Annotated in this window: 15 protein-coding genes and 1 pseudogene; 9 read left to right on the top strand and 7 right to left on the bottom strand. The window is 60.2% G+C overall.

The window, feature by feature from the left end; translation table 11 throughout:
• The 4 genes from ftsQ to lpxC all read left to right on the top strand — a co-directional run bounded on the left by ftsQ (position 1) and on the right by lpxC (position 4355).
• Positions 1 to 852: a cell division protein FtsQ gene (ftsQ, locus tag AAIE04_RS16195; protein WP_019455074.1), complete on the top strand. Its 852-nt coding sequence runs from the start codon at positions 1 to 3 to the stop codon at positions 850 to 852.
• Positions 849 to 2105, top strand: a complete 1257-nt coding sequence (gene ftsA, locus AAIE04_RS16190; protein WP_004932758.1) for a cell division protein FtsA — start codon at positions 849 to 851, stop codon at positions 2103 to 2105. The genes ftsQ and ftsA overlap by 4 nt, the downstream gene beginning before the upstream one ends.
• 74 nt (positions 2106 to 2179) lie before the next feature.
• Positions 2180 to 3334 carry a cell division protein FtsZ gene (gene ftsZ / locus AAIE04_RS16185; protein WP_004932757.1) on the top strand — a complete coding sequence of 385 codons (1155 nt, stop codon included), beginning with the start codon at positions 2180 to 2182 and terminating at the stop codon, positions 3332 to 3334.
• Positions 3335 to 3437: 103 nt separating this feature from the next.
• The gene (gene lpxC, locus AAIE04_RS16180) at positions 3438 to 4355 is read left to right on the top strand and encodes a UDP-3-O-acyl-N-acetylglucosamine deacetylase (protein WP_025159644.1); all 918 of its coding nucleotides are present in this window, start codon (positions 3438 to 3440) and stop codon (positions 4353 to 4355) included.
• 113 nt (positions 4356 to 4468) lie between these two features.
• Here lpxC and AAIE04_RS16175 read toward each other — a convergent pair whose 3' ends face one another.
• Positions 4469 to 4984: a DUF721 domain-containing protein gene (locus AAIE04_RS16175; RefSeq protein ID WP_498577342.1), complete on the bottom strand. Its 516-nt coding sequence runs from the start codon at positions 4982 to 4984 to the stop codon at positions 4469 to 4471.
• A gap of 26 nt (positions 4985 to 5010) precedes the next feature.
• Between AAIE04_RS16175 and secM the strand changes: the two genes are divergently transcribed.
• The 3 genes from secM (at position 5011) to mutT (ending at position 8817) form a co-directional block, all read left to right on the top strand.
• The gene (secM, locus tag AAIE04_RS16170) at positions 5011 to 5541 is read left to right on the top strand and encodes a secA translation cis-regulator SecM (protein ID WP_043128869.1); all 531 of its coding nucleotides are present in this window, start codon (positions 5011 to 5013) and stop codon (positions 5539 to 5541) included.
• 82 nt (positions 5542 to 5623) lie between these two features.
• Complete coding sequence (gene secA, locus AAIE04_RS16165; RefSeq protein ID WP_025159645.1) at positions 5624 to 8332, top strand: preprotein translocase subunit SecA; 2709 nt, start codon at positions 5624 to 5626, stop codon at positions 8330 to 8332.
• An 80-nt stretch (positions 8333 to 8412) separates the two neighbouring features.
• The gene (gene mutT, locus AAIE04_RS16160) at positions 8413 to 8817 is read left to right on the top strand and encodes an 8-oxo-dGTP diphosphatase MutT (protein WP_498577341.1); all 405 of its coding nucleotides are present in this window, start codon (positions 8413 to 8415) and stop codon (positions 8815 to 8817) included.
• Positions 8818 to 8856: 39 nt separating this feature from the next.
• Here mutT and yacG read toward each other — a convergent pair whose 3' ends face one another.
• Together yacG and zapD are read right to left on the bottom strand one after the other, a co-directional pair.
• A complete protein-coding gene (gene yacG / locus AAIE04_RS16155) occupies positions 8857 to 9048 on the bottom strand; it encodes a DNA gyrase inhibitor YacG (protein WP_019455080.1) in 192 nt (63 codons plus the stop codon).
• Between the two features lie 51 nt (positions 9049 to 9099).
• Positions 9100 to 9840 (bottom strand): annotated as a pseudogene (gene zapD, locus AAIE04_RS16150) (cell division protein ZapD); the annotation flags it as partial.
• Between zapD and AAIE04_RS16145 the strand changes: the two are divergent.
• On the top strand, positions 9728 to 9958 hold the full coding sequence (locus tag AAIE04_RS16145; RefSeq protein ID WP_227414610.1) for a hypothetical protein: 231 nt from the start codon (positions 9728 to 9730) through the stop codon (positions 9956 to 9958). The pseudogene zapD and the gene AAIE04_RS16145 sit on opposite strands and share 113 nt — an antisense overlap.
• On the opposite strand, the gene coaE is transcribed toward AAIE04_RS16145, so the two are convergent.
• Positions 9858 to 10472 carry a dephospho-CoA kinase gene (coaE, locus tag AAIE04_RS16140; RefSeq protein WP_498057225.1) on the bottom strand — a complete coding sequence of 205 codons (615 nt, stop codon included), beginning with the start codon at positions 10470 to 10472 and terminating at the stop codon, positions 9858 to 9860. The genes AAIE04_RS16145 and coaE overlap by 101 nt on opposite strands.
• 351 nt (positions 10473 to 10823) lie before the next feature.
• Between coaE and AAIE04_RS16135 the strand changes: the two genes are divergently transcribed.
• The gene (locus AAIE04_RS16135) at positions 10824 to 11867 is read left to right on the top strand and encodes a GMP reductase (protein ID WP_015376656.1); all 1044 of its coding nucleotides are present in this window, start codon (positions 10824 to 10826) and stop codon (positions 11865 to 11867) included.
• Between the two features lie 54 nt (positions 11868 to 11921).
• On the opposite strand, the gene hofC is transcribed toward AAIE04_RS16135, so the two are convergent.
• The 3 genes from hofC to ppdD are packed head-to-tail and all read right to left on the bottom strand — an operon-like array spanning position 11922 to position 15003.
• Positions 11922 to 13121, bottom strand: coding sequence for a protein transport protein HofC (gene hofC / locus AAIE04_RS16130; protein ID WP_498577340.1), 1200 nt, complete (start codon positions 13119 to 13121; stop codon positions 11922 to 11924).
• Positions 13118 to 14560: a type II secretion system protein GspE gene (gspE, locus tag AAIE04_RS16125; protein ID WP_498577339.1), complete on the bottom strand. Its 1443-nt coding sequence runs from the start codon at positions 14558 to 14560 to the stop codon at positions 13118 to 13120. The genes hofC and gspE overlap by 4 nt, the downstream gene beginning before the upstream one ends.
• Before the next feature lie 5 nt (positions 14561 to 14565).
• The gene (ppdD, locus tag AAIE04_RS16120) at positions 14566 to 15003 is read right to left on the bottom strand and encodes a prepilin peptidase-dependent pilin (protein WP_154747104.1); all 438 of its coding nucleotides are present in this window, start codon (positions 15001 to 15003) and stop codon (positions 14566 to 14568) included.
• Positions 15004 to 15193 lie beyond the last annotated feature (190 nt).

The raw sequence follows: 15193 nt of genomic DNA, 5'->3' as shown, positions 1-15193 counted from the left end.
ATGTCGCAAGCTGCCCTGAATGCGCGCGATCGCGAGGTGGATAACGGCCCGCGCCGCAGCAATGGAACCCAGTTGGCGGGGATGATTTTCCTGCTGATGGTGTTGGGAACGGTCGTGTGGAGCGGTTGGGCGGTGCTTGGCTGGATGAAAGACGCCAGTCGCCTGCCGCTCTCAAGGCTGGTGGTGACCGGCGAACGCCATTACACCACCAACGATGATATTCGTCAGGCGATCCTGGCGCTGGGCGCGCCCGGCACCTTCATGACGCAGGATGTGGACGTTATCCAGCAGCAGATCGAACGTCTGCCGTGGATCAAGCAGGCCAGCGTGCGCAAACAATGGCCGGATGAGCTGAAGATCCATCTGGTGGAGTACGTCCCGGTGGCGCGCTGGAACGATTTGCACATGGTGGACGCCGAGGGCAAAGCGTTCAGCGTGCCGGCGGAGCGGGCAGGCAAACAGAAGTTGCCGCTGCTCTACGGGCCGGAAGGGAGCGAGCAGGATGTGCTGGACGGCTATCGGGCGATGAGCGCCACGTTGGCGGCCAGCAAATATACGCTGAAAATGGCGGCGATGACCGCGCGCCATTCCTGGCAGCTGGCGCTGGACAACGATGTCCGGCTTGAGCTGGGGCGCGATGACCGCAACGGGCGTTTGCAGCGGTTTATCGAGCTTTACCCGGTATTGCAGCAGCAGGGCCAGGCGGAGAGCAAGCGTGTCAGCTATGTCGATCTGCGCTACGAGTCCGGCGCTTCGGTAGGGTGGGCTCCGGTGTTGGTCGATCCGCAGGCGCTTGGCGGTCAGCAAAACAGTAATCAGCAACAGAATCAGGCACAGGCAAAACAACAATGATCAAGTCGACGGACAGAAAACTGGTAGTTGGACTGGAGATCGGTACTGCAAAAGTCTCCGCGTTGGTAGGGGAAGTTCTGCCCGATGGCATGGTCAACATTATCGGGGTGGGCAGCTGCCCGTCTCGCGGCATGGATAAGGGCGGCGTAAACGACCTGGAGTCGGTGGTGAAGTGCGTGCAGCGCGCCATCGATCAGGCCGAGCTGATGGCGGACTGCCAGATCTCTTCGGTGTACCTGGCGCTGTCGGGCAAACACATCAGCTGCCAGAACGAAATCGGCATGGTGCCTATTTCGGAAGAGGAAGTGACGCAGGACGACGTGGAGAACGTGGTGCACACCGCCAAATCGGTGCGCGTGCGCGACGAACACCGTATCCTGCACGTGATTCCTCAGGAATACGCCATCGATTATCAGGAAGGCATCAAAAACCCGGTTGGGCTGTCCGGCGTGCGCATGCAGGCCAAGGTGCATCTGATTACCTGCCATAACGATATGGCGAAGAACATCGTCAAGGCCGTGGAACGTTGCGGCCTGAAAGTTGACCAACTTATTTTTGCCGGTCTGGCCGCGAGTTACGCGGTGCTGACCGAAGATGAACGCGAACTCGGCGTTTGCGTGGTGGATATCGGCGGCGGCACCATGGATATGGCGGTGTACACCGGCGGTGCGCTGCGCCACACCAAAGTGATCCCTTACGCCGGGAACGTGGTCACCAGCGATATCGCTTACGCCTTCGGCACGCCGCCGACCGACGCGGAAGCGATTAAAGTTCGACACGGCTGTGCGCTTGGGTCGATTGTTAGCAAGGATGAGAATGTAGAGGTGCCTAGCGTCGGGGGACGTCCTCCGCGCAGTCTGCAAAGACAGACGCTGGCTGAAGTCATTGAGCCACGCTACACCGAACTGTTGAATCTGGTTAACGATGAAATTTTGCAATTGCAGGAGCAACTGCGTCAGCAAGGGGTGAAGCATCATCTGGCGGCAGGTATCGTGCTGACCGGTGGTGCCGCCCAGATTGATGGCCTGGCAGCCTGTGCGCAACGGGTGTTCCACACTCAGGTACGCATCGGCCAACCCTTGAACATCACGGGTCTGACGGATTATGCGCAGGAGCCTTACTACTCAACGGCGGTAGGTCTGCTGCACTATGGAAAAGAGTCTCACCTGAGCGGTGAGACAGAAGTAGAAAAACGCGCCTCGGTGGGCAATTGGTTTAAACGCATCAATAGCTGGCTGAGAAAAGAGTTTTAATGTTTCAACAAAGAGATCATGCTGAGTAATCTTTTTATGATCTCGCAGCGACAGGCACAAAACGGAGAGAAACTATGTTTGAACCAATGGAACTAACCAATGACGCGGTGATTAAAGTCATCGGCGTCGGCGGCGGCGGTGGCAACGCCGTTGAACACATGGTGCGCGAGCGCATCGAAGGTGTTGAATTCTTCGCTGTGAACACGGACGCCCAGGCGCTCCGCAAAACGGCGGTTGGCCAAACCATCCAGATTGGTAGCGGTATTACCAAAGGTCTGGGTGCGGGCGCGAACCCTGAAGTGGGTCGCAATTCAGCGGAAGAAGACCGCGAAGCCCTGCGCGCAGCGCTGGACGGCGCAGACATGGTCTTCATCGCGGCCGGCATGGGCGGCGGTACCGGTACCGGTGCGGCGCCAGTGGTGGCTGAAGTGGCTAAAGATTTGGGTATTCTGACCGTGGCCGTGGTGACCAAGCCTTTCAACTTCGAAGGCAAAAAGCGCATGGCATTCGCGGAGCAGGGTATCGCTGAACTGTCCAAACACGTGGACTCGCTGATCACCATCCCGAACGACAAGCTGTTGAAGGTTCTGGGTCGTGGCATCTCTCTGCTGGACGCGTTCGGCGCGGCCAACGACGTGCTGAAAGGCGCGGTGCAGGGTATCGCCGAGCTGATCACCCGTCCGGGCCTGATGAACGTCGACTTTGCCGACGTGCGCACCGTGATGTCCGAAATGGGCTACGCGATGATGGGTTCCGGCGTCGCTTGCGGTGAAGACCGCGCCGAAGAAGCGGCCGAAATGGCGATCTCCAGCCCGCTGCTGGAAGACATCGATCTGTCTGGCGCGCGCGGCGTGCTGGTCAACATCACCGCCGGCTTCGACCTGCGTCTGGATGAGTTCGAAACCGTGGGTAACACCATCCGCGCGTTCGCCTCCGACAACGCGACCGTGGTTATCGGTACCTCGCTGGATCCGGAAATGAACGACGAACTGCGCGTCACCGTGGTGGCGACCGGTATCGGCATGGACAAGCGTCCTGAAATCACCCTGGTGACCAATAAGCAGGCCAGCCAGCCGGTGATGGATCACCGTTACCAGCAGCACGGTATGTCGCCTCTGCCGCAGGAAGTGAAACCTGCCGCCAAGGTGGTCAACGACCAAGCTGCGCAGCCGAATAAAGAGCCCGACTATCTTGATATTCCAGCCTTCCTGCGTAAACAGGCAGACTAAGAATATCCTGAGAATTTGGAATCTCCGCTCTTTGTGCTAAACTGTCCCGCCAGCCTTGCTGTATGCTTGGCTGGTAGGATGGATAACATTGCGAGATAAAACGATGATCAAACAAAGGACATTAAAACGTATTGTTCAGGCGACTGGTGTCGGTTTGCATACCGGCAAGAAAGTCACGCTGACAATGCGCCCAGCGCCGGCTAATACCGGGGTCATCTATCGTCGCACTGACTTGAATCCACCGGTTGATTTTCCGGCTGATGCAAAATCCGTGCGTGATACCATGCTCTGTACTTGCCTGGTGAATGAGCATGACGTGCGTATTTCGACCGTTGAGCACCTCAACGCCGCGCTGGCTGGGCTGGGCATCGACAACATCGTCATTGAAGTCGACGCCGCTGAAATCCCAATCATGGACGGCAGCGCCAGTCCGTTCGTGTTCTTGCTGCTGGATGCCGGCATCGAAGAACTGAACTCGGCGAAGAAATTCCTGCGTCTGAAAGAGACCGTGCGCGTTGAAGATGGCGACAAGTGGGCCGAGCTGTCCCCGCATAACGGGTTCCGCCTGGACTTCACCATCGACTTCAACCACCCGGCTATCGACGCCAGCTCTCAGCGCTATCGTCTCGATTTCTCGGCTGAGTCGTTCGTGCGTCAAATCAGCCGCGCGCGTACCTTCGGGTTCATGCGTGACATCGAATACCTGCAGTCCCGCGGCCTGGCCCTGGGCGGCAGCTTCGATTGCGCCATCGTGGTGGATGATTACCGCGTGCTGAACGAAGACGGTCTGCGTTTCGAAGACGAGTTCGTACGTCACAAAATGCTGGACGCCATCGGCGACCTGTTCATGTGCGGCCACAACATCATTGGCGCGTTCACCGCGTACAAGTCTGGCCACGCGTTGAACAACAAACTGCTGCAGGCCGTGCTGGCCAAGCAGGAAGCGTGGGAATACGTGACCTTCCAGGACGAAGCCGAAATGCCATTGGCATTCAAGGCGCCGTCTACCGTATTGGCGTAAGGTCTGAATTCCTCGCCTGCGAGTAACGGCAGGCGCATCCCCTGAGAGCCTGAGCATTCAGGCTCACGAGGGTGTGATGTCGGCTGCCCGATGTTTTGCAGTTGTGTCGCTGATTACTTATCACGACTGGTTGTGTTGGTACCCTCTCCGGCCAATGCAGCCAGCCGTTCCAATATCTTGCGCAGTTTCTCCGGGCTACGGCTCGCCAATCCCCTCAGCTCTTCTGCACTTTCCAGACTCAAATGGCGCATCGGCACGGTTTTTTCCGGCGCTTTTTCGGCGCTTTGCACCTGGTTGCTGCCTTTCGCCATCAAGGCCGGATTAATCCTGATGTCGATCGACGACAATGATGGTAGAATTTGCGCTCGTAGTGCAGACAGCAAAGCGGGTTGTTCGTAGCGCAAGCGCATCATCCAACTGGCATTTGCCGTTTCGAGCACTAAAATACCCTGTCGGAAATTCGCGACGCGGCACCAGGGATGCAGGGGAGCGGGCAACAGGCCCTTCACTGCACGGTTAAGCTTGAGCAGCGCCACCGCGCGTTGCTGGACGTTATGCAGCGGCCCTTTGCTGCCGGCAGACGCGTCGTCGAACAGGACATCTAATAATTGTGGACGGCTATCGCGCATAATGGGCTCCGGCGGATTATAAACTCGTGATCGGTATTCTAAATCGTTGGCGACAATTTGGCAGACGTTATTTCTGGCCCCATCTCCTGTTAGGGATGGTTGCGGCCACGCTTGGCGCGTCTTCCAATTTGTCCGGCGCTCCCGATCAGGCCGCACTGCCGAGCACATCGTCCAGCCTTAACCGGCAAAATTCGGCCAACGGCGCCTTCAACAGCCTGGCCCTGCTGCAGGACGCGCACCGCCGCCCTACCTTCAGCGTAGATTACTGGCAGCAGCATGCGCTGCGCACCGTCATTCGTCACCTCTCTTTCGCGCTGGCGCCGCAGGCGGTTTATGCGCGGGTGCAGGAGAGCGAAGCCGAAGCGGAACCCCCTTTGCAGGTGGCGCAACTGGCGCTGCTTTCTACTCTCAACGCGCTGCTGACGCACGAGCCGAAGCCGCCGACCATCATTCGTCACACACACCTTGAGGTGCTGCCAACGCTGGCGCGGCACCAGACCGGCCTGTGGGTGGCGCAGGTACAGGGCATTCGTGCCGGGCCTGCCGCGCTCGTCTGACTCCGCCCTTAGGGCACAAAAACCATAAATAATAGCAAGTTGACTGCCGTATTCGGCCGTCATGACAGAGATATCAAACATCATGTTAGTGAAATTATTAACCAAAGTTTTTGGTAGCCGTAACGATCGTACCCTGCGCCGCATGCGCAAAGTGGTTGAGCAGATCAACCGCATGGAACCGGACATGGAAAAACTGTCCGATGACGAGCTGAAAGCGAAAACCAACGAGTTCCGCGCGCGCCTGGAAAAGGGCGAGTCGCTGGAAAGCCTGATCCCCGAAGCCTTCGCCGTGGTGCGTGAGGCGAGCAAGCGCGTGTTCGGCATGCGCCACTTCGACGTGCAGCTGCTGGGCGGCATGGTGCTGAACGACCGCTGCATCGCCGAGATGCGCACCGGTGAAGGTAAAACCCTGACCGCGACGCTGCCGGCTTATCTGAACGCCCTGAGCGGCCGCGGCGTGCACGTCGTGACCGTCAACGACTACCTGGCGCAGCGCGACGCCGAAAACAACCGTCCGCTGTTCGAGTTCCTCGGCCTGAGCATCGGCATCAACCTGCCGGGCATGCCGGCGCCGGCCAAGCGCGAAGCTTACGCCGCCGACATCACCTACGGCACCAACAACGAATACGGCTTCGACTACCTGCGCGACAACATGGCGTTCAGCCCGGAAGAGCGCGTGCAGCGCAAACTGCACTATGCGCTGGTGGATGAGGTGGACTCCATCCTGATCGATGAAGCGCGTACGCCGCTGATCATCTCCGGCCCGGCCGAAGACAGCTCCGAGATGTACATCAAGGTCAACAAGCTGATCCCTAAACTGATCCGCCAGGAAAAAGAAGACTCCGACACCTTCAAGGGTGAAGGGCACTTCTCGGTGGATGAAAAGGCGCGTCAGGTACACCTGACCGAACGCGGCCTGATCCTGATCGAAGAGATGCTGGTGGAAGCCGGCATCATGGATGAAGGCGAGTCGCTGTACTCACCGACCAACATCATGCTGATGCACCACGTGACCGCCGCGCTTCGCGCCCACGTGCTGTTCACCCGCGACGTCGATTACATCGTGAAAGACGGCGAAGTGATCATCGTTGACGAACACACCGGCCGTACCATGCAGGGCCGCCGTTGGTCCGATGGTCTGCACCAGGCGGTGGAAGCCAAAGAAGGCGTGGAGATCCAGAACGAGAACCAGACGCTGGCTTCGATCACCTTCCAGAACTACTTCCGTCTGTACGAGAAGCTGGCCGGCATGACCGGTACCGCCGATACCGAAGCCTTCGAATTCAGCTCGATCTACAAGCTGGACACCATCGTGGTACCCACCAACCGTCCGATGATCCGTAAGGACATGCCGGATCTGGTGTACATGACCGAGAAAGAGAAGATCGGCGCCATCATCGAAGACATCCGCGAGCGCACCGCCAAAGGCCAGCCGGTGCTGGTGGGCACCATCTCAATCGAGAAATCCGAAGTGGTTTCCCATGAGCTGACCAAAGCGGGCATCGAGCACAAGGTGCTGAACGCCAAATTCCACGCCATGGAAGCGGACATCGTCGCCCAGGCCGGCCAGAGCGGCGCGGTGACCATCGCCACCAACATGGCGGGCCGTGGTACCGATATCGTGCTGGGCGGCAGCTGGCAGGCCGAAGTGGCGCTGCTGGAAGCGCCGACCGAAGAGCAGATCGAAGCCATCAAAGCCGCCTGGAAAGTGCGCCATGACGCGGTGCTGGCGGCGGGCGGCCTGCATATCATCGGTACCGAGCGCCATGAATCGCGCCGTATCGATAACCAGCTGCGCGGTCGTTCCGGTCGTCAGGGCGACGCCGGTTCATCCCGCTTCTACCTGTCGATGGAAGATGCCCTGATGCGCATCTTCGCCTCGGATCGCGTGTCCGGCATGATGCGTAAACTGGGTATGAAAGAAGGCGAAGCGATTGAGCACCCGTGGGTGACCAAGGCGATCGCCAACGCCCAGCGCAAGGTGGAGAGCCGCAACTTCGACATCCGTAAGCAACTGCTGGAGTACGACGACGTCGCCAACGATCAGCGTCGCGCCATCTACAGCCAGCGTAACGAATTGCTGGACGTGTCCGATGTGAGCGAAACCATCGCCAGCATCCGCGAGGACGTGTTCAAGAGCACCATCGACAACTACATCACACCGCAATCGCTGGAAGAAGAGTGGGACATTCAGGGGCTGGAAGAGCGCCTGAAGAACGACTTCGATCTGGAGATGCCGATCGCACAATGGCTCGACAAAGAGCCGGAGCTGCACGAAGAAACGCTGCGCGAACGCATTCTGGAGAACGCCAAAGAGCAGTACCAGCGTAAGGAAGAAGTGGTCGGCAGCGAAATGATGCGTAACTTCGAGAAGGGCGTGATGCTGCAGACGCTGGACTCCCTGTGGAAAGAGCATCTGGCGGCGATGGACTACCTGCGTCAGGGCATCCACCTGCGTGGCTATGCTCAGAAGGATCCGAAGCAGGAGTACAAGCGTGAATCCTTCAACATGTTCGCCACCATGCTGGAATCGCTGAAATACGAAGTGATCAGCGTGCTGAGCAAGGTACAGGTGCGGATGCCGGAAGAGGTGGAGGCGCTGGAACAGCAGCGTCGTGAAGAGGCTGAGCGCCTGGCGCAGCACCAACAGCTGAGCCACCACGACGAAAACGCGCTGGTGACCGAAGATCCGAATGCCCCGGCGATCGCCGAGCGTAAAGTGGGCCGCAACGATCCTTGCCCATGTGGCTCCGGCAAGAAGTTCAAGCAGTGCCACGGCCGCCTGCAGTAATGCCGGCTGCGGTTAACCGATAACACCCAGGGGTTCAGCTTGCTGAGCCCCTGTTTTTTGGCACCCATCAGGAGGGTGAGATGAAACATCTGAATATCGCCGTGGGCATTATCCGCAATGCTCAACAGGAGATCTTTATTACCCGCCGCGCCGCCAATGCGCACATGGCCGGTTTTTGGGAGTTTCCCGGCGGCAAGATCGAACAGGGTGAAACGTCTGAACAGGCGCTGAGCCGTGAGCTGCGTGAAGAGACCGGTATCGAAGCCGAGCGCGCCGAACTGCTGGAGGTGGTGGAGCATCGCTTCAGCGATCGCATCGTGACGCTGAATTTTTATCTGGTTGAGCGTTGGGCGGGCGAGCCGTTTGGCCGCGAGGGGCAACCGATGCGCTGGGTCAAACAGGCGGAGCTGCAAGAAGAAGAGTTCCCGGAAGCCAACGCCGGTATTATCCAACTGCTGGTGGCACAGGCGAACGCCGCGCAATAACAAGATTGGCCTGGCGGGCGCCAGGCCTTCAACCGGCGACTAGCGGTCGTCGAGTTCGCTCCAGTCTTCGCTTTCCGACAGATCGCTGTTGCTCGGAATACGCTTCTCTTCATCGGCCCATTCGCCAAGATCGATCAGCTGGCAGCGCTTGCTGCAAAACGGCCGGAACGGGCTGACATCGCCCCAAACCACGCCGGTGCCACAGGTTGGGCATTTCACTACGGTCGTCATAACGGTTCCTTACGCCTTCTGACAGTGCTGAGAAGGCTTTCTTTCACGGGTTCAACAACAGGCCAGTTCGAACGTCAGGCGTTCAGGCACCACGCCGTTTTCACTGTCGAGCGGCAGGAAACGGATGGCGTAACGCGTCTTGTGGCCGGAAATCTGCGGATAAAGCTGCGGCGCCAGATGGAGACGCAGACGCAGCAGATCCGCCCCTTCGGCGTTGTCCTGGAAAAAGCCGTTCAGGCTGATTTGATTGCGGAACGGCCCGGATTGACGGATCAGATCCAACACCATGATCAACGCTTGATTCAGCGGCTCCAGCGATTGCAGCCAGGCGGCGACGTCGGCGTCGCGATCCTGCTGCGGCGCGTGCATCCACATGTGCAGGGTCGGCAGATCGAAGCTGCAGCAGCCGCCAGGGATGTTCAGCCGCTGGCGCACCAGGGCGATCAGCCGATCTTCACGCAGCGCCTGACCGAGGCGAGGCGCCGCCATCAGCGCTGATGAACGCGACTTCAGCTGGCCGCGCAGCTGATCGATCAGCGCCATATCCACGCCCGGCACATCGGCCCAGGCCAACAGTTTCTGCTGCTGACGTTCCAGCTCCTTGAGCAGTTCGGTGCGCACCTCGCCACGCTCCAGTACGTCCAGCAAATCGGAGACGGTACGGAAAAAGGTGAGGGCGATAGCGGTTTCACTCAGGGCACGTTGGCCGTGCAGCTGTTGCAGCAAAAATTCGATGCGCAGCCAGGTGCGCATCTTCTCGTTCAGCGGGTGTTCAAAGAGAACGGTTGGGGAAACATCACTCATGCAGTTTAATCCTGTTGGGGCGCTGTTGCCGCCAGTTCAAGGTAGCGACGATGCAGTGCGGCGACCCGTGGCTCTATCCCCTGAGCGGCGCCGCTGTTGTCAATAATGTCATCCGCCACGGCGAGGCGCTGCTGGCGCGTGGCCTGGGCGGCGAGAATGCTTTGCGCTTGCTCACGGCTGACGCCGTCGCGCGCGATGGTGCGAGCCAACTGGGTTTCGGCATCGACGTCGATCACCAGTACGCGATCGGCGCGATCCTGCAGGCCGTTTTCCACCAGCAGCGGCACCACCCACAGCGCGTAAGGGCTGGCGGACTGCGCCAGCTGGCGCTGGGTTTCGCGGTGTATCAGCGGATGCAGCAGTTGGTTCAGCCAGGCTTTGTCATCGGGGTGGCTGAAAATGCGCTGGCGCAGCGCAGCGCGGTTCAATGCGCCGTCGGGCAGCAACATTTCATTACCAAATCGTTCGGCGATCGCGGCCAAAGCAGGGGTGCCCGGCTCGACGACCTGACGGGCGATCACGTCGGCATCGACGATGGTTGCGCCGTGGCGCGCGAAGGCGTTTGCGACGGTCGTTTTGCCGCTGCCTATGCCCCCGGTCAACGCAACAATGTAGGCCATGGTGTTAGGTGCATCCGATGTTCATAAAAAAATAATAGACGAATCATAAAGCGATCGCGCAGAAGTGCAAGTCGACAGGCGGCGGGCCTGCCAGGGCGGCGAGAAAAAGCGCAGCGGCACAGCAAAAATGAGCGGACAATCACACTGCGGTTATGCAGGTAAATTTGTCGGATTGTAGCGTAAATAAAGGCGAATTCGCAGTCTTGTTCGGCGATTATTAGCGCGTATTATAACGTCACTGGAACTGGCATTAATCTCGCCGCCGTCTTTCCGCGCCACTGGAAAGCCGTCGGGCAGAGGTGCGAATATCCTCCTTGCGATCCGTCGCCATTAACCAGGAAATCATGAGTCATGCGTATTGAAGAAGATTTGAAGTTAGGCTTTAAAGACGTGCTGATCCGCCCTAAGCGTTCCACGCTGAAAAGCCGTTCAGAAGTTGAACTGGAACGCCAGTTTACCTTCAAGCATTCAGGTTGCAGCTGGTCCGGCGTGCCGATTATCGCCGCCAACATGGACACGGTAGGCACCTTCCGCATGGCCGAGGCCCTGGCTTCTTTCGACGTTCTCACTGCCGTACACAAACATTACAGCGTCGAGCAATGGGCTGACTTCGTGCAGCGCATGCCGGAATCGGTGCTGCGCCACGTGATGGTGTCCACTGGCACCTCCGAAGCCGATTTCGCCAAAATGCAGCAAATCCTGGCGCTGTCTCCGGCGCTGAAATTCATCTGTATCGACGTGGCCAACGGCTATTCAGAGCATTTTGTCGCCTTCCTGCAAAAAGCGCGCGAAGCCTGTCCGAATCACGTAATCTGCGCCGGCAACGTGGTGACCGGCGAGATGGTGGAGGAGCTTATCCTTTCCGGCGCCGACATCGTTAAGGTCGGCATCGGCCCGGGTTCAGTATGCACCACTCGCGTGAAAACCGGCGTGGGTTACCCACAGCTGTCGGCGGTGATCGAATGCGCCGACGCGGCCCATGGGCTGGGCGGCCAAATCGTCAGCGACGGCGGCTGCTCGGTGCCGGGCGATGTCGCCAAAGCCTTCGGCGGCGGCGCGGACTTCGTGATGCTGGGCGGCATGCTGGCCGGCCACGACGAGTGCGAAGGCACCGTGGTGGAAGAGAACGGCGAGAAGTTCATGCTGTTCTACGGCATGAGCTCCGAGTCGGCGATGAAGCGCCACGTCGGCGGTGTCGCGGAGTATCGCGCGGCCGAAGGCAAAACCGTCAAGCTGCCGCTGCGCGGCGAGGTGGAGTTTACCGTGCGCGATATCTTGGGCGGCCTGCGTTCCGCCTGCACCTACGTCGGCGCCGAGCGCCTGAAAGAGCTGACCAAGCGCACCACCTTCATCCGCGTGGCGGAGCAGGAAAACCGCGTCTTCGGCAGCAAATAAACCGCACCTTGCATTCGGGCGTCGCACAGCGCGGCGCCCGCTATCCTTTTTCCCTTATCCCAACACGCTGCCCAGTTGAAAGATAGGCAGGTACATGGCGATCACCAAAGCGCCGACAATGCCGCCTACCACCAGCATCAGCAGCGGCTCCAGCGTTTGCGCCAGCGTATCGGCCAACTCGTGGGTCTGCCGTTCATACCACTGCGCCAGTTTATCCAACAAGGCGTCCAGCGAACCGGACTCCTCGCCCACTCGCACCAACTGCCGACACAGCGGTGGAAACAGCGGTTGCAGGCCCAGGGCATGATGAAACGCTTCGCCTTCGGCGATCTGGCGCTGCACCTGTTCCAACGCCTGCCGGTACAGCAGGTGGTCTGCCGCCAGTGCCGCCGCGTTCAAGCCTTCTACCAGCGTCAGCCCTGCGCGTTGGGTCATGGTCAGGATGCGAAAGGCTTGGCTCAGTGCGCCGCCGCTCACCAGCCGGGCGAGCAGCGGCAGCTTCAGCAAGGCCGCCTGTTCACGCCGGCGCCACGGCGGGCGCGGATGCAGCCAGCGACAATAGCCGAACAGCAACGCGCCCAGCAGCAGCACCAGATAGGGGCCGGTGGCGATCAACTGCGCAGACAACGCCAATAGCCCCAGGGTAAACCAGGGCAGCGGCGCATCGAACGACTGATAAACCTTGGCGAATTCCGGCAGCACCATCACCAGCATCAGCACGCTGACCAGCAGCGCCACCGCGCAGATGAACAGGGGATAACGCAGCGCTTTGGTCACCTTACGGCGCAGCAACAGCTGGGCCTCCTGTTGTTGCGCCAGCTGCAGGCAGCAGCCATCGAGGTTACCGGTCAGTTCACCGATGGCGATCAGCTGGCGATAGATCAGGGGAAAAATCCCCGGTTGTTCGGCGAGGGTTTCGGAAAGCGGTTGCCCTTCGCGCACCTGTTCCGTCAACTGGCGCAACAGGCAACGCCAGACTGCCGAGGGATGTTCTGCCGCCAGCAGCCGCAGCGCATCGACCAGCGGTAACCCGGCCTGCAGCAGAGTGGCGAGCTGGCGGGTGAAGTGGATTAAGGGCTCTCCGCGCCACTGGCCGGGCGGGACGCGTTTGCCGTGCCCAATCCGCCAGGGTTGCAGGCCTTGTTCGATCAGCCACTGGCTCACCTGGCGTTTTTCATCACTCATCAGTTCGCCACGGCGTAAGGCGCCCTGAGCGTCGAGAGCCTGCCAAAGGAACAGCCGGCGCGCTTTCATGGCGCGATTGCGCCGGGCTGGACGACGTCGATCACGCGGTACAGTTCTTCCAGTGAAGTCGTGCCTTCGGTGGCCAGCGCCAGACCCGCCTGCAGCAGCGAAAGCTGCCCCTGCTCGCGGGCGATATCCGCCAGCAGAAGAGGGGTGGCGTTCGCCAGCAAGGCCGCCTGTATTTCCGGCGTAATGGCCAGCAGCTCATACACGCCGATGCGACCATAGTAACCACCGAAGCAGTGCTCACAGCCATCGGCGCGCCAGGCGGTCAGCGGTTCCGGCCAGATCGAGGCGGGAAAATGCGCCGGCTGGCTGTGTGGGTAGCGACAGTGGCGACACAGCCTGCGTACCAGCCGCTGCGCGACGACCAGCTTCAGGCAGCCGGCGAGCAGGTAGCCGGGGATCCCCATATGCATCAGCCGCGTCAGGGTTTCAGCCGTGGAGTTGGTATGCAGCGTCGACAGTACCAGGTGGCCGGTTTGTGCGGCCTTGACTGCGATCTCGGCAGTTTCCGCATCGCGGATCTCTCCGATCATGATGACATCCGGATCCTGGCGCAGCAGGGCGCGCAGCACCCTGGCGAAGCTCAGATCCGTTTTGGCGTTGATCTGGGTCTGATTGACGCCGAACAGCGTGATCTCGACCGGATCTTCGACGCTGCACAGGTTGCTTTGCGCATCGTTCAACTGGCGCAGCCCGCTGTACAGCGTTACCGTCTTGCCGCTGCCGGTTGGGCCGGTCACCAGGATCAAACCTTGCGGGCAGGCTAACGCCGCCGCGTAGCGCGCCAGATCCGCCCGACTCATGCCCAGTTGATCCAGCGGCAGATCCTGTTGCTCGCCCTGTTGAACGCGCAGCACCACCTTCTCGCCATGCAACGTCGGCAGGGTGGCGATGCGCATGGCATAGCGCGCACCGTCCAGCGTCAGGCTGAGCTGCCCGTCCTGAGGCTGCCGGCGTTCGGCGATATCCAACTGGCCGAGGATCTTCAGCCGGGCGATAAGGCGCGCGGTCAGCTGCGGCGGCGGTGAGGCGAAGGTTTGCAGCACGCCGTCGATGCGCAGGCGCAGGCGAAAATGCTGCCGAAAGGGTTCGAAGTGGATGTCCGAAGCGCGGCGTTGGATGGCCAGGCGCAGCGTCTGGTTGATGAACTGTACTACCGGCGCATCGCCGTCGTCGGCGTAGGCGATGTCGGCGGCGTCCTCTTCGGCCGCCAGCGGTGCCGGGAGCGGCTCCTGGCGTTGGTTCAGCGCCAGCTCAAGCCTGGCCGCCGGCCATTGTTCCAGGTGGATGCGTTTGCCGGTAGCGAAGCGCAGCGCCGCCAGCAATCCTTGCGGCGCTTCTTCGCTGAGCGCGACCGTCAGGGTGGTCGGGTCTTCGTTCAGCGCCAGCGCCTGATAGCGCCGGCACAGGGCGTGAACCTCCTCGCTGATTTGTGCGCTCATCGCCGTTACTCCGCTGCATTATCGAAGCGGAAGACTTCCTGGCACACCTCAACCAGCGTGGCGTTTTCGCTGCTGCACAGCCGGCTCCAGCGGGTCAGCCCTTCGGCGTTCGCTGTGGGGGTTAACGCCACCGCCAGCCCCTGCAGCGTCTGAGCGCCGGTCAGCGTGATCACGCCTTTGACGACCTTCACCCCGCTGACGTAACGCGATGCGCCGCCGGTGGGAATGCCTTTGCTGCCGGCTTCGCAGCCGGCGGGGGCGCCTTCATCCAGCACGCACAGCTCAACCGCCAGCTTATACGGCGCCATGGTTTGCAACATGTCGGTCATCGCCGCTTTCTGAATGTAGCGCTGGTAGGCGGGAATGCCGATGGCGCTGAGGATGGCGATGATGGCGATCACCACCATCAGTTCTATCAGGGTAAAGCCGCGTTGCGTTTCCATACGTTGTTTCCTCCATTGGGGTGTGGAAGGCAACGGTAGCGGCTTGCTTGGGGGCGCGGCGAGGGGCTTTTGCGCGTTTCTCGGCGCGCTTCCATCAGTAATGATGTTGTTTGCAGCGGTGAAAAAAACGGTGAGAGGAGGTTCGCAATTTTACGGTAACGCCCCCGGCAGCGGCCGGGGGCGAGGGGGA

The sequence above is a fragment of the Serratia sp. Ae19-1 genome (assembly GCF_059801225.1).
This window is presented reverse-complemented; position numbering and strand designations above follow the sequence as displayed.